At 67.1% G+C, this 18,161-nt stretch carries 18 protein-coding genes; 15 read left to right on the top strand and 3 right to left on the bottom strand.

What is annotated here, in order from left to right; genetic code table 11:
- Positions 1-21: 21 nt before the first annotated feature.
- From WC729_RS19560 to ftsH, 3 genes are all read left to right on the top strand, one after another.
- On the top strand, positions 22-1,005 hold the full coding sequence (locus tag WC729_RS19560; RefSeq protein ID WP_372855899.1) for a hypothetical protein: 984 nt from the start codon (positions 22-24) through the stop codon (positions 1,003-1,005).
- Between the two features lies 1 nt (position 1,006).
- A complete protein-coding gene (tilS, locus tag WC729_RS19555; RefSeq protein ID WP_372855897.1) occupies positions 1,007-2,029 on the top strand; it encodes a tRNA lysidine(34) synthetase TilS in 1,023 nt (340 codons plus the stop codon).
- A gap of 78 nt (positions 2,030-2,107) precedes the next feature.
- Positions 2,108-4,069: an ATP-dependent zinc metalloprotease FtsH gene (ftsH, locus tag WC729_RS19550; RefSeq protein WP_372855895.1), complete on the top strand. Its 1,962-nt coding sequence runs from the start codon at positions 2,108-2,110 to the stop codon at positions 4,067-4,069.
- Between the two features lie 31 nt (positions 4,070-4,100).
- Here ftsH and WC729_RS19545 read toward each other — a convergent pair whose 3' ends face one another.
- Positions 4,101-6,473 carry a J domain-containing protein gene (locus WC729_RS19545; protein WP_372855893.1) on the bottom strand — a complete coding sequence of 791 codons (2,373 nt, stop codon included), beginning with the start codon at positions 6,471-6,473 and terminating at the stop codon, positions 4,101-4,103.
- A 13-nt stretch (positions 6,474-6,486) separates the two neighbouring features.
- On the bottom strand, positions 6,487-8,184 hold the full coding sequence (locus WC729_RS19540) for an Hsp70 family protein (protein ID WP_372855891.1): 1,698 nt from the start codon (positions 8,182-8,184) through the stop codon (positions 6,487-6,489).
- Positions 8,185-8,336: 152 nt separating this feature from the next.
- Between WC729_RS19540 and WC729_RS19535 the strand changes: the two genes are divergently transcribed.
- Entirely contained in the window at positions 8,337-8,708 is a 372-nt protein-coding gene (locus WC729_RS19535) for a hypothetical protein (RefSeq protein ID WP_372855890.1), read from the top strand.
- Positions 8,709-8,833: 125 nt separating this feature from the next.
- Here WC729_RS19535 and WC729_RS19530 read toward each other — a convergent pair whose 3' ends face one another.
- A complete protein-coding gene (locus tag WC729_RS19530) occupies positions 8,834-9,922 on the bottom strand; it encodes a DUF3667 domain-containing protein (protein ID WP_372855888.1) in 1,089 nt (362 codons plus the stop codon).
- An 80-nt stretch (positions 9,923-10,002) separates the two neighbouring features.
- Here WC729_RS19530 and WC729_RS19525 point away from each other — a divergent pair, with 80 nt between their 5' ends.
- The 11 genes from WC729_RS19525 (at position 10,003) to WC729_RS19475 (ending at position 18,148) form a co-directional block, all read left to right on the top strand.
- The gene (locus tag WC729_RS19525; protein ID WP_372855886.1) at positions 10,003-11,268 is read left to right on the top strand and encodes a glutamate-5-semialdehyde dehydrogenase; all 1,266 of its coding nucleotides are present in this window, start codon (positions 10,003-10,005) and stop codon (positions 11,266-11,268) included.
- 124 nt (positions 11,269-11,392) lie between these two features.
- A complete protein-coding gene (locus WC729_RS19520) occupies positions 11,393-12,433 on the top strand; it encodes an aldo/keto reductase (protein ID WP_372855884.1) in 1,041 nt (346 codons plus the stop codon).
- A 38-nt stretch (positions 12,434-12,471) separates the two neighbouring features.
- The gene (locus tag WC729_RS19515) at positions 12,472-12,729 is read left to right on the top strand and encodes a CopG family ribbon-helix-helix protein (protein WP_372855882.1); all 258 of its coding nucleotides are present in this window, start codon (positions 12,472-12,474) and stop codon (positions 12,727-12,729) included.
- Positions 12,726-13,010: a type II toxin-antitoxin system RelE/ParE family toxin gene (locus tag WC729_RS19510; RefSeq protein ID WP_372855880.1), complete on the top strand. Its 285-nt coding sequence runs from the start codon at positions 12,726-12,728 to the stop codon at positions 13,008-13,010. Before WC729_RS19515 ends, WC729_RS19510 begins: the two co-directional genes overlap by 4 nt.
- A complete protein-coding gene (locus WC729_RS19505) occupies positions 13,007-13,624 on the top strand; it encodes a nicotinate-nucleotide adenylyltransferase (RefSeq protein WP_372855878.1) in 618 nt (205 codons plus the stop codon). Before WC729_RS19510 ends, WC729_RS19505 begins: the two co-directional genes overlap by 4 nt.
- 8 nt (positions 13,625-13,632) lie before the next feature.
- Positions 13,633-14,049 carry a ribosome silencing factor gene (gene rsfS / locus WC729_RS19500; protein ID WP_372855877.1) on the top strand — a complete coding sequence of 139 codons (417 nt, stop codon included), beginning with the start codon at positions 13,633-13,635 and terminating at the stop codon, positions 14,047-14,049.
- Positions 14,050-14,055: 6 nt separating this feature from the next.
- Positions 14,056-14,478, top strand: coding sequence for a 23S rRNA (pseudouridine(1915)-N(3))-methyltransferase RlmH (locus WC729_RS19495; RefSeq protein ID WP_372855875.1), 423 nt, complete (start codon positions 14,056-14,058; stop codon positions 14,476-14,478).
- Between the two features lie 3 nt (positions 14,479-14,481).
- Positions 14,482-15,678, top strand: a complete 1,197-nt coding sequence (locus WC729_RS19490) for a murein hydrolase activator EnvC (RefSeq protein WP_372855873.1) — start codon at positions 14,482-14,484, stop codon at positions 15,676-15,678.
- Positions 15,679-15,777: 99 nt separating this feature from the next.
- On the top strand, positions 15,778-17,109 hold the full coding sequence (locus WC729_RS19485) for a S41 family peptidase (RefSeq protein WP_372855871.1): 1,332 nt from the start codon (positions 15,778-15,780) through the stop codon (positions 17,107-17,109).
- Complete coding sequence (locus WC729_RS19480; protein WP_372855869.1) at positions 17,106-17,615, top strand: disulfide bond formation protein B; 510 nt, start codon at positions 17,106-17,108, stop codon at positions 17,613-17,615. The genes WC729_RS19485 and WC729_RS19480 overlap by 4 nt, the downstream gene beginning before the upstream one ends.
- Positions 17,612-18,148 (top strand): demethoxyubiquinone hydroxylase family protein, encoded by a 537-nt coding sequence (locus WC729_RS19475; protein WP_372855867.1) that lies wholly within the window; start codon positions 17,612-17,614, stop codon positions 18,146-18,148. The genes WC729_RS19480 and WC729_RS19475 overlap by 4 nt, the downstream gene beginning before the upstream one ends.
- Positions 18,149-18,161: the final 13 nt, after the last annotated feature.

Below are 18,161 nucleotides of genomic sequence, written 5' to 3'. Positions count from 1 at the left end.
TCACCGCACCGGGGGGTGTATATGCGTAAGTTTGTGATGACGACGATGACGGCGATGATGGTGGCGGGCTTCGGCCTGGTGCCGGTCGCCGCCCAGGCGCAAAGCGCGATCGAGGGCCGCGTCGGCCGGCTCGAAAGCGAGATGCGCGCGGTGCAGCGCAAGGTGTTCCCGGGCGGGCGCGACCAATATGTCCAGCCGGACATCACCGCGCCTCAGCAGAACCCGGATATTCCCGGCAGCCCCTCGGGCAGCCCGGTCGCGGATCTCGACGCCCGCGTGAGCTCGCTCGAATCGCAGATCACCAGCCTGACCGGCCAGATCGAGACCAACCAGCACAAGATTCGGCAGATCGAGGATGCCTTCAACACCTACAAGCGCACGATCGATGCGCGGTTGCGGGTGCTCGAAGAGAATGCGTCGTCGACCGGTGGTAGCCTGACACCCGGTGCCGGCCCGATCGCGGCGCCGGTCGGCGGCACGACCGCGCCGGTAACGGCGACACCCAGGCCACCCGTCACGACACCGGCCAAGCCGACGACGCCGCCACCCGCAACCGGCGCCAAGGATCCGGCGCGCGCGCAGAAGCTGGCCGCAGTCGAGAAGCCGGTCAGCGACGATCCGGCCGAGGACGCCTATCTCTATGGTTATCGGCTGTGGCAGGGCCAGTTCTACCCCGAGGCCGAGGTGCAGCTGAAAAAGGTCGTCACCACCTATCCCAAGCACAAGCGCGCCAGCTATGCGCAGAACCTGCTCGGCCGTTCCTATCTCGACGAGGGCAAGCCCTCGCTCGCCTCGATCGCCTTCTACGACAATTACAAGAAGATGCCTGATGGCGAGCGGGCGCCGGACAGCCTTTATTACCTCGCTCAAGCGCTGATGAAGCTCGGCAAACCGGCCGATGCCTGCAAGGTCTATGGCGAGCTGAGCGACGTCTATGAGGCGAAGATCAGCGCGACGATGAAGGCGGACATAGCCCGCGGCCGTACCGAGGCGAAGTGCAAGTGAGGTGAGCGGCCCCGATCCGGCACTCGTCGCGCGATTCCAGCGCGATTTCGAGCAGCTGGGGGAAGGAGCGCCTGGGCCGGGCCGCAAGCTTGGTGTGGCCGTGTCGGGCGGCGCTGACAGCCTCGCGTTGCTGCTGCTCGCCGCAGCGGCCTACCCGGGATTGGTCGAAGCGGCGACGGTCGATCACGGCCTAAGGCCCGAGGCGGCCGATGAGGCAGCGTTCGTCGCCGGTATCTGCGACGGGCTCGGCGTGCCGCACGCCGTGCTGACGGCGCCGGCCCATCTGATCGTCAGCGGCAATCTGCAGGATCAGGCACGCGGTGCGCGCTACGGCCTGCTCGGGCTCTGGGCCGGGTCCGGCACGGTGCGCGGGGATCGCCCCTGGCGCGTCGAGTTCTTCGCCACCGCGCACCACCGCGACGATGTGGCCGAGGGGTTCCTGATGCGCGCGCGCCGGGGCGCCGGCGTGGGTGGGCTGGCGGCGATGGCGGCGGCTCAGGCTTTCCCGGGCGGCTTTCCCGGCCCGCGCCTGCTCCGGCCGCTGCTCGGCTGGTCGCATGGCGAACTCGCCGGGATCGTCACGGCGGCGGGCATCGTCCCGGTCGCCGATCCGTCCAACGTGCATCCGCGCTTCGACCGCAGCCGAATCCGTCAGCTGATCGCTGCGTCGCGCGATCTGCCGTCGGAACGGCTGGCGATGGCCGCGCAGAATCTGCGCCATGCCGAGGACGCGCTCGAATGGGTCGCGGCACGCGAATGGCGCGCCCGCGCCGATATCGACCATCACGAGACGGTGTGGCTCGACGTTGACGGCGTCCCCTATGAACTGCGCCGCCGTCTTGTCCTCAGGGCGATCGACTATCTCCGATTCGAATTCGACCTGCAGGGCGACTGGAGCGGTACGGGGCTCGACCGGCTGGTGGCGGGGCTCGATGCCGGCGAGCATGGCACCCTGGCCGGGGTGGCGGCGCGTGCAGGCCCACGCTGGCGCTTCGAACTGGCCCCGCCGCGCCGATCACACTGATCAACGAAAGCGTTGCGTTGTTCCATTGCCATTAACCTCGCACGGCTTATCTTGTAGCGTGAAAGGTACTGGATACCCATGAACGACAATGACAAGCAGCAGACCCCGGACAACGGGGGCGGCAACCCCTGGATGAAGAGCCTGCTGATCTGGGTCGGCATCCTCGTCGCGCTTGCGCTGTTCGTGACGCTGATCGACGGTCGCACTCAGCCGGCGGCGAACAGCACGATCTCCTATTCGTCCTTCCTCGACCGCGTCCAGGCAGGCAGCGTCCAGGAGGTCAATATCGCAGGCGAGGTGATCACCGGTACGCTGAAGGATTCCAGCAAGTTCCGCACCTATGCGCCGTCCGATCCGCGCCTGACCGATCGCCTGCGCGAGAACAAGGTGGCCATCACGGCCAAGCCCGAGGAAGGTCCGCCGATCTGGCAGTATCTGCTGGTCCAGTCGCTCCCGTTCCTGCTGTTCCTCGGCATCGCCTTTTTCGTGCTGCGCCAGATGCAGAAGAATTCGGGCTCCGGCGCGATGGGCTTCGGCAAGAGCCGCGCGAAGATGCTGACTCAACGCGAGGGCAAGGTGACCTTCGACGACGTCGCCGGCATCGACGAGGCGCGCGAGGAATTGCAGGAGATCGTCGAGTTCCTGAAGGACCCGACCAAGTTCGCGCGTCTCGGCGGGAAGATCCCCAAGGGCGCGCTGCTGGTCGGCTCGCCCGGTACCGGCAAGACGCTGCTGGCCCGCGCCATCGCGGGTGAGGCGGGCGTGCCTTTCTTCACCATCTCGGGCTCGGATTTCGTCGAGATGTTCGTCGGCGTCGGCGCGTCCCGGGTGAGGGACATGTTCGAACAGGCCAAGAAGTCCGCGCCGTGCATCGTCTTCATCGACGAAATCGACGCAGTCGGCCGTCATCGCGGTGCCGGGCTGGGCAATGGAAACGACGAGCGCGAGCAGACGCTGAACCAGCTGCTGGTCGAGATGGACGGCTTCGAGGCGAACGAAGGTATCATCATCATCGCCGCGACCAACCGTCCCGACGTGCTCGATCCCGCACTGTTGCGTCCGGGCCGCTTCGATCGCCAGGTCGTGGTGCCGCGCCCGGACATCGAAGGCCGGGTGAAGATCCTGCAGGTCCATATGAAGAAGGTGCCGCTGGCGCCCGACGTCGATCCGCGCGTCATCGCGCGCGGCACGCCGGGCTTTTCGGGCGCCGATCTTGCCAACCTCGTCAACGAGGCGGCGCTGACCGCGGCACGCAAGGGCAAGCGGCTGGTCGCCATGGCCGAGTTCGAGGAAGCCAAGGACAAGGTCATGATGGGCGCCGAGCGGCGTTCCATGGTGATGACCGAGGACGAGAAACGCATGACTGCCTATCATGAGGCCGGTCACGCTATCGTTGCGCTGCACGAGCCGGCCTCGGACCCGATCCACAAGGCGACGATCATCCCGCGCGGCCGTGCCCTCGGCATGGTCATGCGGCTGCCGGAACGCGATTCGTACAGCTATCACCGCGACAAGATGTACGCGAACCTGGCCGTCTCGATGGGCGGGCGCGTCGCCGAGGAAGTGATCTTCGGCTACGACAAGGTCTCGTCGGGCGCGTCGAGCGACATCCAGTACGCCACGGGCCTGGCCCGCGACATGGTCACGCGCTGGGGCATGTCCGACAAGCTCGGCCCGCTCGAATATGCCGAGCCGGAGGGCGAGAGCTTCCTGGGTTATTCGTCGAGCCGTCCGATGCGCATGTCGAACCAGACTGCGCAGCTGATCGACGACGAGATCAAGACGATCGTCGAAGGCGGCCTCAATCGCGCCAAGGAACTGCTCGCCAAGCATATCGACCAGCTCCATCTGCTGGCCGGCGCGCTGCTTGAGTACGAGACGCTGTCGGGCGACGAGATCAAGAAGCTGATCGCCGGCGAGGAAATCGGCCGGATCGACAGCGGCCCGAAGGGGCCTCCGGTCCCGGCCGGCGGCACCTCGATCCCGCGCACGCGGCGCCCCAAGGGTCCGTTCGGAACCCCGGCACCGCAAGGCGCCTGAACCGCCGGGCACCTCGCCCGGACAACCAGTATCAAGCCGGCGGCTGCACCTTGCGGCCGCCGGTTTTTTCTTGGGGCCGCACCGGCTTCGCGTCCCGCGCACGGCGGAATTCCGCGCGCAAGGTTGCCGCGATATCATCCGTCCGTTCGCTGTCGAGCAGCGCCTGGGTCAGCGCGATCTTCGCGTCGCAGGTGCGGGCGTCGCCACGCTTTCCGTCCAGCCGGTCGATCAACGCCTGCTGGTCGATGCGCAGCGCGGTCGAGGCCCTGCGGACGAGCACGCCGCCGCCGATCACCCGACCCTCGGCCAATTCCTCCGCTGTCGCGGACGGGCTGGAGATGATGTCATAGGTCTGCGCGCTGGCGCGTCGACGGATCCGCTCGGGCACTGCGGCATCGTCCATCGCGGTCCTGTCGGACGCGCACAGGGCTGGGTTGGTCTTTCGCAGCGCCTCAAGCCGATCCATCCGGATGCGCAGCCATTCGACAAGCGGACCGGTCTGCGCCTCGGGCAGCCTCTTGTGGAGCTCCGCCGTAACGAGCGCCGCGATCTGCACATTGGCCTGACCCCGTGTGATCGCGTTGTTGCGATATCGGATCATCACGGCGCGGATGGCGGCGTAGAGTTCGGGATTGCCCCGCCGGACCTGGGAGAAGCCGGTGACGTTGGCCTCCATCCCCATCATGTCCGAATCAGCGGTTCCCAACCCGCCATTCACGACGAGGGGCACGCCGTTCGAGCGGTTGGCGTGTTTGGACGGCGGCACCGAAACGGCAAACGCCCAGAAAAAGGCGAGGATCAGCAGGACGCGCGCGATCCAGCGCGGTGGCCCGCCGAAACCGCGATCCGGCGCGCCGACCAGTGGCACCAGGGCGATCGCGGCCAGCGCCACCGGATAGAACGGCACGACCGGCTGCCACAGGCTGCGCAGCCACCAGATACCGGCCGCCGCGCCGACGCCGGCAGCGACACTGCCGAGGATGATCCATTCGCGATGCCGCCAGAGCATGTCCTCGAGCAGGATCCGCACCGCAGGCCAGGCCGCGATCCGGAGATAGACCAGCAACGCCGCCATCGTGCCGATCGCGAAAGCCTCGGCCGGTGCGAGCTGGTCGAACATCACCAGGCTGAAGAAAGCCGCCACGGCAAAGGTCGCCGCACCGCCGCCGATCCGCAAGGGGCCCGGTTCGGTGCGCTGGGCCGCGACATAGGTCCAGCCCGCGACGATCATCGCGGGAAGCAGGGTCAGCGCCGGCCACCAGGGACGCGGCAGTGCCGCCGCGACGAAACCAAGCACGGCATAGGCAGCGAGCCAGCCCTCGCGTTGCCAGCGCGGGTGCTCGTCCGCCGCCCGCCAGCGTTTGCGCCACGGCGCCAGGATGAACAGGATGGAGGCCGGGGTCGCGAAGCCGATCGCCGCGACGCCGCCGATCAGCCAGGCCTGGCTCACCGCGCCGGTTCCAGCCACGACATAGCTGAGCCACAAGGTCGCAAGGAACGCGATCGGCATCATCGCGAGGATGCCCAGGGTCAGGCGCGGTTTGGCGAGGAAGGTCCGCCAGCGATCGACCGACTCGCCCTTGAACGAATAATGGAGACCCGGCGAAACTTCGCCATGCTCGCCCAGCAGCGTCTCCACGCCGTCGATCATGCCGGGGCGGAACGCGTCGAGCCGCCACGACCACCAGGCGCCGGGCGGCCGGGTCAGCGATCGCCAGGCGGCGTGATAGGCATGGCTGTGATGGTTGAGTCCCTCGATGATCCGCCATTCGTCGAGCCGGCCGAGCACTGTCGAGATCGACCAGCTCGTGCCGCGCAGATGATGGTCGTCGCTGCCCCAGCCGAATGCCTGGATCGATTGCATCAGCACCGCGTCGCTGAGCGGGATGGTCGAGGCGAGCAGGTCGGCGAGCCAGGGCTCGACATCGTCGCGGATGCGGATTTCGCCCATGGCGGGCGATGCGAGGATCGCTTTCAGCCGCTCCTCGAGCACTGCGTCGCCAGGGCGCCAGGGGCCGCGCAGACCGGCCTCGAGATCGGCCATCGCGGCGCGCAGGGCAGCCAGTTCTGCCTCACGCTCGGCGAGCATCGTGTCGAGCTCGGGTGTCGCGGCGACAGGGATCGGATCAAGGGGTTCTGCCGGCCGGGCCGGGGCGCTCCAGTCGAGGGGCGCTGGCTCGACGGGGTCGCTGTCGACCTCTTCGTCCGAATCCTCGTCATAATCGGCCCAGCGCACGGCATAGTCATGCTGCTCGAGCGCTGCCTCATAGGCTTCGCGCAACTGCTTGAAGCCTTCGGGATCGTCCTCCGGATGCGTGACGCGCAGCTTCTTCGCATAAGCGCGGCGGATGGCGTCGCGGTCGCTGCCCCGGGGAATCTCCAGGACGTCCCAGATAGTGCTCATGGCCACGCGCTTTTCACAGGAAGCGCTCGCCTTCGATCCGATCGAGCGCCTCATGGAACTCCTGCCGGGCATGCTCCGCGGCGCGGGGATCCTGTCCGTCGAGCACGAGCTGGAACTGCGTGATCAGATAGTCGATCGCCGCGCGTTCCTCGCCGAGGAAATTCTCGAAGCATTTTTCACCGCGCGCCAGCGCCGCCCGGTTGAGTTCGTCCTCGCGCGGATGAGTCTTGAGTGCGGCGAGCGCGGCGCGGCGCTCGGCGATCGCCTTCTCGTCACCGCTCGGATCATCATTGATCAGCAATTGCGTGCGCAGCCCCGATTTCTCGACCAGGATGTCGACCTCGAGCAGGCCGCTGACGTCGTAGGAGAAACGTACGTCGATCCGCTCCCCGGCGGGACCGCGCGGTACCTTCACCTTGGTCTCGCCGATCTTGACGTTGTCGCGGACCAGCCGGCCTTCGCCCTGGTAGATGCCGAACACGACATCGGTCTGGTTGGCCTGCAGGGTCGAGAAGCTGTGGATGCGGCTGGCTGGAATGACGGTGTTGCGCTCCAGGATCGGCGCGAACAGGCCGTGCTCATAGCCGCCCCCCGGAAGCTGGCGGCTGACCTCGACGCCGAGCGAATAGGGGCAGACGTCAGTGACGACGACCTCCTTCAGCGCCGAATCGCGCGCCTTCAGCCCGGCCTGGACCGCGGCGCCCAGCGCGACCGCCTCGTCGGGATTGACCGTCGCGTTGGGGAAGCGGCCGAACATGCGCGCGACCGCGCGGCGCACCACCGGCATGCGCGTCGCGCCGCCGATCAGGATGATGTCGGACAGCGCCTCGGGCCGCAGGTTGCTGTCGCGCAGCGCGCGGAGCACCGGCTCGCGCAGCCGATCGATCAGTGTCGCGGCCTGAGTCTCGAACTCGGCGGTCTCGATCTCCAGCTCATAGGGAATGTCCTGCCACGCCAGCCGCATCGTCGCCGAGGATGTCGACGACATGTCGCGGCGTGCGCGCTCGGCCGTCTCGCGCAATTTCTGGTAGAGTGCATCGTCGCGCTCGAAGCGCTGCCAGCTTTCCGCGAACTTCGCCCGCATCAGGCCGATCAGTATCTCGTTGAAATCCTCGCCGCCGAGCTGGTTGTCGCCGGTCGAGGCGCGGACCTCGATGATGCCTTCGAAGATCTCGACGATCGACACGTCGAAGGTGCCGCCGCCCAGGTCGAACACGAAGAAGCGCGCTTCGCGGTCGAGATTGTGGATGCCATAGGCGAGCGCGGCAGCGGTCGGCTCGTTGATCAGCCGTTCGACGCGCAGGCCCGCGATTTCGCCCGCACGGTGAGTCGCCTTGCGCTGCTGGTCGTTGAAATAGGCGGGCACGGTGATCACCGCCTCGGTGACCGGTTCGCCCAGATACGCCTCGGCATCCTCCTTCAGGCTGCGCAGCACCAGCGCGGAGAGTTCCTCGGCGCTATAGTCGCGCCCGCCGAGCAGGGTGGTGCGCTTCGTGCCCATATAGCGTTTGAAGGCCGTCGCGGTGGCTTTGGGGTGGCTCGCCTGGCGGTCGCGCGCGGCGAGGCCGACCATCACATTGCCCGTGTCGTCGATGCTGACCGCAGAGGGCGTCAGCGTCTGGCCGAGGCGATTGGGAATCAGCGTCGCCGCGCCGTCTTTCCACACCGCCGCGGCACTGTTGGTCGTGCCGAGATCGATTCCGATGATCATCTTGCCTGTAGTCCCCGCCCGTATTTCAACCGCATAACCGCACGGCTCGCGGCGGTGAAGCACCGGATTGCCTGTACGTCCTGTTTCAGTTCATTTTCGGTTCACGGCGCGAACGCTCATCAATGCGCGGCATGCGGATGGAGGGGATGGGGATGCGTCGATTGATGGTGGCTGGCGCGCTGGCGCTGCTGGTGTTGCCCGTGGCGGCTCAGGCGATGACGGTGGATGAGTTCCTCGCCAAGGCGGCGGCGCTCAAGGCCAAGGGCATGGCGGCGGCGCTCTCCCCCGACCTCGGCCTGTTGCGCGGCGAGATCAAGACTGCCGCCGACGCCTATCGTGCCGATATCGATGCGGACCAGGCTGCGGGCAGGAAACCGAGAAGCTGCCCGCCCCCCAAGGGCCAGGCCAAGATCGATTCGAACACCTTGATCGGCTCGTTCCAGACGATCCCGGCGGGCAAGCGCGGGGTGAGCGTGAAGACTGCGTTCTACAGCTTCATGGACAAACGCTATCCCTGTGGCTGATTGTTTGCAGCTTCGCTGAGTCGGCGCCGGCCCGCTCCCCCACCCCGCCTCCCATTCAGGATACGCTGTGGGAGGCGGGGTGGGGGAGCGGGCCGGCGCCGACTTTGCCGACGCAAAGCCCTTGATCACTCCATCAGGCCCATCACCAGCAGCAGCACGGTGAAGGCAGTGAGCGCGATGAAGGCGAACCAGGTCAGCGCGATCGTCCGCCACAGGGCCGATCTCTTGCGCAGCGAATAGGCGCCGCGCAGCTGTGCGAACATGTGCACCGGGGGCACGACGAACACCGCGAGCGTGATCAGTCCGGCCGAGAGGCCGATCATGCCCCCCAGCGTCAACGCCACCACGAACAGCATCATGAAGGCGAGCGAATAGGTCACGAAGATCGCATGGTCGTAGAGCTGGAAGCGGCGTCGCCACAGGAACATCAGCGCCACGAACGGCACCGAGATCGGAATCAGCGCCCAGGAGAATTTATACGCGCTCGACTGCAGCTTGTAGAGCGCGAGGCCGGGATTGGCGTTTGCCTTGGCAATGCCCTTGTCGAGCGCGTGCCAGCCGGTCTTCACATCGGTCAGTTGAGAACGGACGTTCACGCCCTTGCCCGATGCCAGCGAGGTGCGCGCTGCGTTCAGCGACCTTGCCACCGCTTCGGCGGCGATCAGCTCGCCATCCGGGATATTCTGGTCGCGCTTGGCGTGGTTCGCTCGCGCTTCCTTCAGATTTGCGTTGGCCTCGACGAGCTGCTTGTCGATTTCCGCGATGCGTTCCGGGCGGGTTTGGTTGCTGGTCTCGACCGATTCGAGCTCGCCGTCAAAGGTGTGGATCGTCGCGAACAGCAGGAAGACGGAAAACAGGAACAGTGCCAGCGGCGAGACGAAGCGCGCGCGCTCGCCCGCAATGTAGCGCCGCGTCAGCGCGCCCGGGTGAGCCACCAGCATCGGCAGGGTGCGCCAGATCTTGCCCTCGAAATGAAACACGCCGTGGAGCAGATCATGTCCGATCGACGAGAGCGAGCGGTGGACATGCTCGGCCTGGCCGCAGGCGTGGCAATAGTCACCGATCAGCGCAGTGCCGCAATTGAGGCACATGCCATGTTCGGCGCCGTGCGCATGGCCGGCATGGGCATGGCCCTCCCCGGCATGCGGCTCGACCGCGCGCCCGATCAGGGCTCCTGTGGCGATGTCGCCGGCTGCTTCGATTCCCCCACTCATGTGCGTGCGAATATCATCTTGATGCGGCAAAAGGCGATAGCGCTTTCGCGTCTCTTGCCGGTCGTGGTAGCGACTCGGTCATGGCCGATGCCGAAACCGATTCCACGGCGCTGATCGCCGATCTGGGCCGCCGCGCCCGCGATGCTGCCCGCGTGCTGAGTGGGCTGTCCAGCGCGGTCAAGGCGCGCGCGCTCGATTCCGCCGCCGAGGCGATTCGCGAGGCCGCCCCGGCGATCGCCGCGGCCAATGACGAAGACATGGCCCGCGCCAGGGCTGCCGGCCTGTCGAGCGCGATGCTCGACAGGCTGCGGCTCGATGCCGGGCGGATCGAATCGACGGCGGCGGGCGTCGCCGCCGTCGCCGGGCTGCGCGATCCGGTCGGCCAGATCATCGACGAGAGCCGCCGGCCCAACGGCATGATCCTGCGCCGGGTGCGCGTGCCGATCGGGGTGATCGGCATCATCTATGAAAGTCGCCCCAATGTGACGGCGGATGCGGCGGCCTTGTGCATCAAGTCGGGCAACGCGGTGATCCTGCGCGGTGGGTCCGAGGCGATCGGCAGCAACCGCGCGATCCACGCGGCGCTGGTCGCCGGGCTCGAACGCGAGGGTGTACCGGGCGATGCGGCGCAGCTCGTGCCGATCACCGATCGCGCGGCAGTCGGCGCGATGCTCGGCGCGGAGGGCATGATCGACCTGGTCGTGCCGCGCGGCGGCAAGAGCCTGGTCGCCCGCGTCCAGGCCGAGGCGCGCGTGCCGGTGCTCGCGCATCTCGACGGGATCAATCACGTCTATGTCGACGCCTCGGCCGATCCGGCGATGGCGGCGGCGATCACGGTCAATGCCAAGATGCGCCGTACCGGTGTGTGCGGCGCGATGGAGACCCTGCTGATCGACCGCGCCTATCCGCACACCGCCGCGCTGGTGAAGGTGCTGGGCGACACCGGCTGCGAAGTACGCGGCGACGCGTCGATCCGCGCGCTGGTCCCCACCGCCAAACCCGCCGACGCGGCCGATTGGGATACCGAATATCTCGAGGCGATCGCTTCGGTCGCGATCGTCGACGGGGTCGACGGCGCGATGGCGCATATCGCAGCGCATGGATCGCACCATACCGACGCAGTGGTGGCGGAGAATGAGGGCGTGGCGGAACGCTTCCTTGCCGGCGTCGACAGCGCGATCGTGCTGTGGAACGCGTCGACTCAGTTCGCCGATGGCGGTGAGTTCGGTCTGGGCGCCGAGATCGGCATCGCCACGGGCAGGCTGCACGCCCGCGGCCCGGTCGCGCTGGAGGGGCTGACGACGTACAAGTGGATCGTCCGCGGGACGGGGCAGACGCGGCCGTAGGGGACGCGTCCCTCTTTCTTCGCCGAAGACCCCAGGGTTATTCCAACAAACCCATTGTCGCCCGTCCGCCCGATACGCATATCCGCGTCGCCGACGGGAGTGGCATCGACGAAGGGACCCCAATATGCGTTACAATCCGCTCGGCCGCACCGGCCTGTTCGTGTCCGAACTGTGCCTGGGGACCATGACCTTCGGCGGCGAGGGTTTCTTCGCCTATATGGGCCAGGTGAAGCAGGACGAGGCCGACGCGCTGCTCAAGGCCTCGGTCGATGCCGGCGTGAACTTCATCGACACCGCGAACGTCTATTCGCAGGGCCTGTCGGAGCAGATCACTGGCCAGGCGATCAAGAATCTCGGGCTTCGCCGTGAGGACGTGATCCTCGCCACCAAGGTGATGGGCCCGATGGGCGACGGGCTCAACAGCCGCGGTACGTCGCGCGGGCATATCATGGATCAGGTCAAGGCCAGCCTGACCCGGCTCGGCACCGACCATATCGATCTCTATCAGATCCACGGCTTCGACGCCGCGACGCCGATCGAGGAGACGGTGCGCGCGCTCGACGATCTCGTACGCCAGGGCCATGTCCGCTATGTCGGCGTGTCGAACTGGGCGGCGTGGCAGGTCGCCAAGGCGCTGGGCATCTCCGAGCGGCTGAACGCAGCCAGGTTCCAGAGCGTGCAATCCTATTACACCATCGTCGGCCGCGATCTGGAGCGCGAGCTGGTGCCGATGATGAATGCCGAAGGCCTCGGCCTGATGGTGTGGAGCCCGCTCGCTGCCGGCTATCTGTCGGGCAAATATCGCGACGGCGACGGCGACAGCGACGGCCGCCGCGCCACGCGTGCTTTCCCGCCGGTCGATGAGGTACGTGGCGACAAGGTGCTCGATGCGCTGGAGCCGATCGCCAAGGCGCACGGCGCGTCGGTCGCCCAGATCGCGATCGCCTGGCTGCTCCACCAGCCGCACGTCACCAGCGTGATCGTCGGGGCGAAGCGACAGGACCAGCTCGACGACAATCTCGCCGCAACGAAGGTGGTGCTGAGCGCAGACGAGCTGGCGACGCTCGACGCGGTGTCGAAGCTGCCGGCGGAATATCCCGGCTGGATGCTCGATCTGCAGGGCACCTATCGCGACAATGTCCTGAAGCAGCCGCCGCGCGGGTGATACTTGTATCTAATGTATTCGATGTATACATTAGATACATGAGCAAAACCGCCGTCATCACCACGCGCCTCGACGAAGAGACGCTGAAGTCCCTGGACGCACTCGCCGAAAGCCAGGAGCGTACGCGCGCCTGGCTCGTCGCCAAGGCGGTGAAACGTTATGTCGAAGAAGAGACGGAGTTTCGCGCTTTTGTGCAGGCCGGCGTCGACTCGGCGGATCGCGGCGCGTTGATCGACCAGGAGGAGATGGAAACCTGGTTCGAGCAGCGCAGGCAGTTGCCGGCCGCTGCTGAATGAGGCGATCGCAATGGACGGTCGACGCCAGGGGGGATCTGGCGGCGATCGATGACTATTATCACGATCTGAATCCCGACCATGCCCTGCGCGTGGGCCGCGCCGCCATTGCGGCTGCGCGGTTCCTTGCCGAGCGGCCTGAAGCGGGCCCGGTCCTGGACGATAAAGTGCGCAAGTGGCGCGTCAGAGGGACCGATTATGTCCTGATCTACCGGCCGGTCAGACAGGGCATCCAGGTGCTGCGTGTCCATCATGCAAAGCAGAATTGGCGCAAGGCCGAATGACCCGCATCGGCATCCTCGGCGGTTCGTTCAACCCGGCGCATAGCGGCCACCGCGCGATCAGCCTTGCCGCGATCCGCGCGCTGGGGCTCGACGAAGTGTGGTGGCTGGTCTCGCCCGGCAACCCGCTCAAGGAGAAAGCGGGCGACATGGCGCCCTTCGAGATCCGCTTCGCCTCGGCGCGGCGGATGGCGCGGCATGCGCCGATCCGGCCGAGCGCGATCGAGCTGCAACTGCACACGCGCTTCACCATCGACACGGTCCGCGCGATCAGGCGACGCTACCCCAACAAACGCTTCATCTGGCTGATGGGATCGGACAATCTCGCTCAATTCGACCAGTGGAAAAACTGGCGCGGCATAGCGCGCGAGGTTCCGATTGCGGTCGTCGCCCGTCCGGGCTATGATGGCGATGCCCTCGCGGCCCCCGCGATGGGTTGGTTGCGGCGCTTCACGCGGCCCGTGGACCAGGCAAAGAGCTGGACGAAGTGGAGAATGCCGGCACTCGTGCTGTTGCGATTCCGCCCCGACCCGACTTCTGCGACCCGGCTTCGTTTGGCCGATCCCGCCTGGCAGCGCCGTTTTGCGCCGTCAGTGCTCCTCACACCCTCAACATAGGAATCGTCTTGGCCTCATCTTCTCCTGCGTATCGTGCGTCCGAACCCGATGAGGTGGAGGCGCTGCACAAGCTCGTCCTGGCGTCGCTCGACGACGATCAGGCCGTCGATACCATCTCGATCCCGCTGGCAGGCAAGAGCAGCATTGCCGATCACATGGTGATCGCGAGCGGCCGCTCGACGCGTCAGGTCGCCTCGATGGCGTCGAAGCTTGCCGAAAAGATCAAGGGCGAGCTGGGCCGGTCCACACGGATCGAGGGCCTGCCGACCGCCGATTGGGTGCTGATCGATGCGGGCGACGTGATCGTTCATCTGTTCCGCCCGGAAGTGCGCAGCTTCTACAATCTCGAGCGGATGTGGGCGTTCGGCGATGCGCCGCTGCCGACCCCGGATTCGCCTGGGGTGACGCCGACGCCCGACGCGTAACCCGCGTTGCTGCTCCATATCGTCGCACGCGGCCGGATCGGGCGCGGGCCCGAGGCCGAGCTGGTCGATCGCTATGTGAAGCGGCTCGCCTGGCCGGTGAAGCTGACCGAATTGCCCGATACCGGCGGCAAGATGCCTGCGGTCGAGCCCGGCACCCGCATCGTCATGCTCGACGAGACCGGAGAGGTGCTCCCTTCGCGCGACTTCGCCAGCCGGCTGGAGAAATGGCGCGATGGCGGCGTGCGTGAGGCGCGCTTCCTGATCGGTGCGGCTGACGGCTTCGACGATGCGCAGCGCGCCGATGCCGATCTGCTCCTGTCGTTCGGCCGCGCGACCTGGCCGCATCTGCTCGCCCGCGCGATGCTCGCCGAGCAATTGTGGCGCGCGACGAGCATCCTTGCCAACCACCCCTATCACCGCGAAGGATAGGCCATGCGCCGGGCCTGGACAGCATCGATCGCCGTTGCGGCCACCCTGGCCGGCATCGGCGTCGCGTCCCTCTCCGCCCAGACGCCGGCCGCGGAGCAGCAGCAGCGCCTGATCGAGGCCAAGCAGCAATCCGCCGCCGCCGCCGCGCGATCGGCGCGGCTCGAACAGGAAGCAGCGCGCGAGCAGAACGAGGCGCGTCAGGCGCGCGCGCAGGAAGCCGCGGTCGCCGCGCGCATCCAGCAGGCCGAGGCGGATATCGCCGCTGGCCAGGCGCGGATCGCGATCATCAACCGCCTGCTCATGGCCCAACGCGCGCGCCTCGCGACGCGGCAGGGGCCGGTCACGCGGCTGATGGCAGCGCTCCAGTCGCTTGCCCGGCGCCCGGCCCTGATCAGCATCGTCCAGCCCGGCTCGGTCGCCGATATCGTCCATGTCCGCGCGGTGCTGGCGAGCACCTTGCCGGTGGTCCGCGCCCGCACCGCCGATGTCCGCGCCGATCTCGCCCGCACGCGCCAGCTCCAGGCAGGTGCCTCGCTCGCGACGCAGCGCCTGGCCGAAAGCCGGACAAGGCTGGAGGAGCAGCGGCTCGCGCTGACCCGGCTGGAGGCGGAACACCGCCTGCGCTCGCGCGCGCTGGGGCGCGACGCGCTGTTCGAATCGGATCGGGCGATCGCGCTCGGCGAACGCGCCCGCGACATCGTCGACCTGATGGACCAGCTCGGCAATCAGGCCGCGACTCGCGAGGAACTTCAGTCGCTGCCGGGCCCGCTGCCGCGCCCGCCGCGCCCCGGAGAGGTCGCCTCGCCCGTCGAAACCATATCCTGGTCGGCCAGCGCGCCGCCCTACAAGCTTCCCGTTGTGGGACGGGTGGTGACCGGGCTGGGCGAGCTTTCGGATGCCGGGGTGCGCTCGCGCGGCCTGACCATCGTCAGCGCGGCGGAGGCGACGGTGATCGCGCCGGCGGCGGGGCGGATCGCCTATGCCGGCCCGTTCCGGGGCTATGGCACGATCGTGATCATCGATCATGGTGGCGGCTGGACCTCGCTGATCGCTGGGCTGGGCAGGGTTTCCACCCGGGTCGGCGAGACGGTGGCGCAGGGCTCGCCGATCGGTCGCGCAGGCTCGGGCGACGACCCTCGCATCACCATCGAGCTGCGCCGTCGCGACCGGCCGGTCGATATGACGCCGCTGCTGGGGTGACGCCCGTGACGCTCACCGTGCGTTCAGGCGCGCCGCGCTTTGATCGTGCGATAAATGCCGCTACGATGCCCGCAAACCGGTTTCCTGGGTAAAAAGCTTATGTCACGTGCACTTCTTCAGGCCACTGCGATCGCCGCAGTCCTTGCGATCATCCCCATCGGCACCAGCGCGATGGCCACGGTCGACAGCAATACCTATCGCGAGATCGACCAGTTCATGGACGTCTTCAACCGGGTGAAGGTCGATTATGTCGACAAGGTCGACGACAAGACGCTGATCAAGGGTGCCATTTCCGGCATGCTCGCCGCGCTCGACCCGCACAGCGCGTACGAGACCGGGCTCGATTACGACAATCTGCGCATCCAGACGCTCGGCAGCTATGGCGGCCTGGGCCTGACCGTCACGATGGAGGACGGCGCGGTCAAGGTGATCTCGCCGCAGGAGGACACGCCGGGCTGGCGCGCGGGCGTCAAGTCGGGCGACTATATCACCCATATCAACGGCAAGCTGATCTATGGCGAGACGCTCGATGAAGCGATCACCGAGATGCGCGGCCCCCCCGGCAGCAAGATCCAGCTGACCCTGATCCGCCCAGGCCGCGACAAGCCGATCGAGGTGTCGATGGTGCGCGAGAAGATCGTGCAGAAGCCGGTGAAGTGGGAAGTGAAGAACGGCATCGGCATCATCAACATCAACAGCTTCTCGGAGAATACCGGCGAGGCGACCAAGGCCGCGATCCTCGGTATCGAGAAGTCGCTCGGCCGCGCGCCGCTCGGCTATATCGTCGACCTGCGCGACAATGGCGGCGGCCTGCGCGACGAGGCAGTGAACGTCGCGGACAATTTCCTCAATTATGGCGAGATCGTCTCCGAACGCGGCCGCGAGAAGAACGACATCCAGCGCTTCTATGCGCACAATGGCGATTATGCCCGCGGCCTGCCGGTGATCGTGCTGACCAATTCCGGTACCGCTTCGGCGTCGGAGATCGTCGCCGGCGCACTGCAGGACCATCACCGTGCGCTCGTCATGGGCGAACGCTCGTTCGGCAAGGGATCGGTGCAGACCGTGCTCGATCTCGGCAATTCGACCGCACTCCGCCTGACCACCTCGCGCTATTACACGCCGTCGGGCCGCTCGGTGCAGGAAGGCGGGATCGAGCCCGACATCAAGGTGCCGCAGATCTCCGATGCCGATTACAAATCGCGGCCGGTGTTCCGCGAGGCCGATCTGCGCCGCCACCTGATCAACGAGGTGAAAGCGGACAATTCGGTGCTTGAGGAGGATACCAAGACCGACCCGCGCTTCGCGGCGACGCCGGAGCAGCTCAAGGCCAAGGGCATCGAGGACTTCCAGCTCGATTATGCGCTGAAGACGATCGGCCGGCTCGGCACGACGCCGATGCCTCAGGTGGCGGCGGTCACCCGCAAGTGAGCCAGACCCGGGATCGCTTCGTCACCGCGCGGTGGATCGCGCTGCTGCTCCCCACCGCGCTGATGGCCGGTGCGCTCGGGTCGCAGTTCATCGGCGGGCTGTTCCCGTGCGAGATGTGCCATTGGCAACGCTGGCCGCATTATACCGCGATCGTGCTGGCCGCGCTGGCCTTTGTCGTGCCGGCCGCCGCCCTCAAGCGCGCGCTGGTCGCGCTGGCGGCACTCGCGATCCTGGTCAGCGGCGGGATCGGCGTGTTCCACGCCGGCGTCGAATATCATTGGTGGCAGGGCATCACGGCCTGCTCGACGACGATGCATGGCAGCGGCGGATCGGTCGAGGACATGCTGAAGCGCATCATGGACGCGCCGGTCGTGCGCTGCGACGTGCCGCAATGGTCGCTGTTCGGCATTTCGCTCGCCGGTTTCAACGCGATCATCTCGCTTGTTGGCGGCCTGGCGATCCTGTGGCTGCTGCGGCGACGCACGATATCGGCCTTCGCGAAATGAGCGGCTGGCGGCCCGGCGACGCGAAACGCGTCACCCACTCGATGATCCGGGTCGATCAGGCGGGCGAATATGGCGCCACGCGCATCTATGCCGGCCAGCTTGCGGTGATGGGCGACCGGACCCCGGCGGCGCGGAAGATCGCCGGCATGGCCGGGCAGGAGGAGCGCCACCGCGCCTTTTTCGATGCGATGATGGCGCGGCGCGGCGTGCGGCCGACCCTGCTACAGCCGTTCTGGGACGTTGCCGGTTTCGCGCTGGGCGCGGTGACGGCGGCGATCGGGCCGGAGGCGGCGATGGCCTGCACCGCTGCAGTCGAAACCGAGATCGACAAGCATTATTCGGAACAGCTCGCCGCGCTCGGCGAGAGCGATCCGGAACTATCCGAGGCGATCGCGGATTTTCAGGCGGAAGAGGTCGAGCACCGCGACACCGCGCTCGCCTCCGGGGCTGAGCGGGCTTTGGGGTATCCCCTGCTGAGCGGACTGATTCGTCTCGGCTGCAAGGCGGCGATCGCGACCGCCAAGCGGATCTAGAAACGGGAGAGTA

This window comes from Sphingomonas sp. (assembly GCF_041661825.1).
Classification (GTDB): Bacteria; Pseudomonadota; Alphaproteobacteria; order Sphingomonadales; family Sphingomonadaceae; genus Sphingomonas.
Note: the sequence above shows the minus strand (reverse complement) of the source record. Positions and strands in the feature narration are given on the sequence as shown.

Coding starts and splice junctions, on each gene's coding strand:
- WC729_RS19560 (WP_372855899.1), top strand. CDS start 22: ATGCGTAAGTTTGTGATGACGACGATGACGGCGATGATGGTGGCGGGC.
- ftsH (WP_372855895.1), top strand. CDS start 2,108: ATGAACGACAATGACAAGCAGCAGACCCCGGACAACGGGGGCGGCAAC.
- WC729_RS19545 (WP_372855893.1), bottom strand. CDS start 6,473: ATGAGCACTATCTGGGACGTCCTGGAGATTCCCCGGGGCAGCGACCGC.
- WC729_RS19540 (WP_372855891.1), bottom strand. CDS start 8,184: ATGATCATCGGAATCGATCTCGGCACGACCAACAGTGCCGCGGCGGTG.
- WC729_RS19535 (WP_372855890.1), top strand. CDS start 8,337: ATGCGTCGATTGATGGTGGCTGGCGCGCTGGCGCTGCTGGTGTTGCCC.
- WC729_RS19530 (WP_372855888.1), bottom strand. CDS start 9,922: ATGAGTGGGGGAATCGAAGCAGCCGGCGACATCGCCACAGGAGCCCTG.
- WC729_RS19525 (WP_372855886.1), top strand. CDS start 10,003: ATGGCCGATGCCGAAACCGATTCCACGGCGCTGATCGCCGATCTGGGC.
- WC729_RS19520 (WP_372855884.1), top strand. CDS start 11,393: ATGCGTTACAATCCGCTCGGCCGCACCGGCCTGTTCGTGTCCGAACTG.
- WC729_RS19515 (WP_372855882.1), top strand. CDS start 12,472: ATGAGCAAAACCGCCGTCATCACCACGCGCCTCGACGAAGAGACGCTG.
- WC729_RS19510 (WP_372855880.1), top strand. CDS start 12,726: ATGAGGCGATCGCAATGGACGGTCGACGCCAGGGGGGATCTGGCGGCG.
- WC729_RS19505 (WP_372855878.1), top strand. CDS start 13,007: ATGACCCGCATCGGCATCCTCGGCGGTTCGTTCAACCCGGCGCATAGC.
- WC729_RS19490 (WP_372855873.1), top strand. CDS start 14,482: ATGCGCCGGGCCTGGACAGCATCGATCGCCGTTGCGGCCACCCTGGCC.
- WC729_RS19485 (WP_372855871.1), top strand. CDS start 15,778: ATGTCACGTGCACTTCTTCAGGCCACTGCGATCGCCGCAGTCCTTGCG.
- WC729_RS19475 (WP_372855867.1), top strand. CDS start 17,612: ATGAGCGGCTGGCGGCCCGGCGACGCGAAACGCGTCACCCACTCGATG.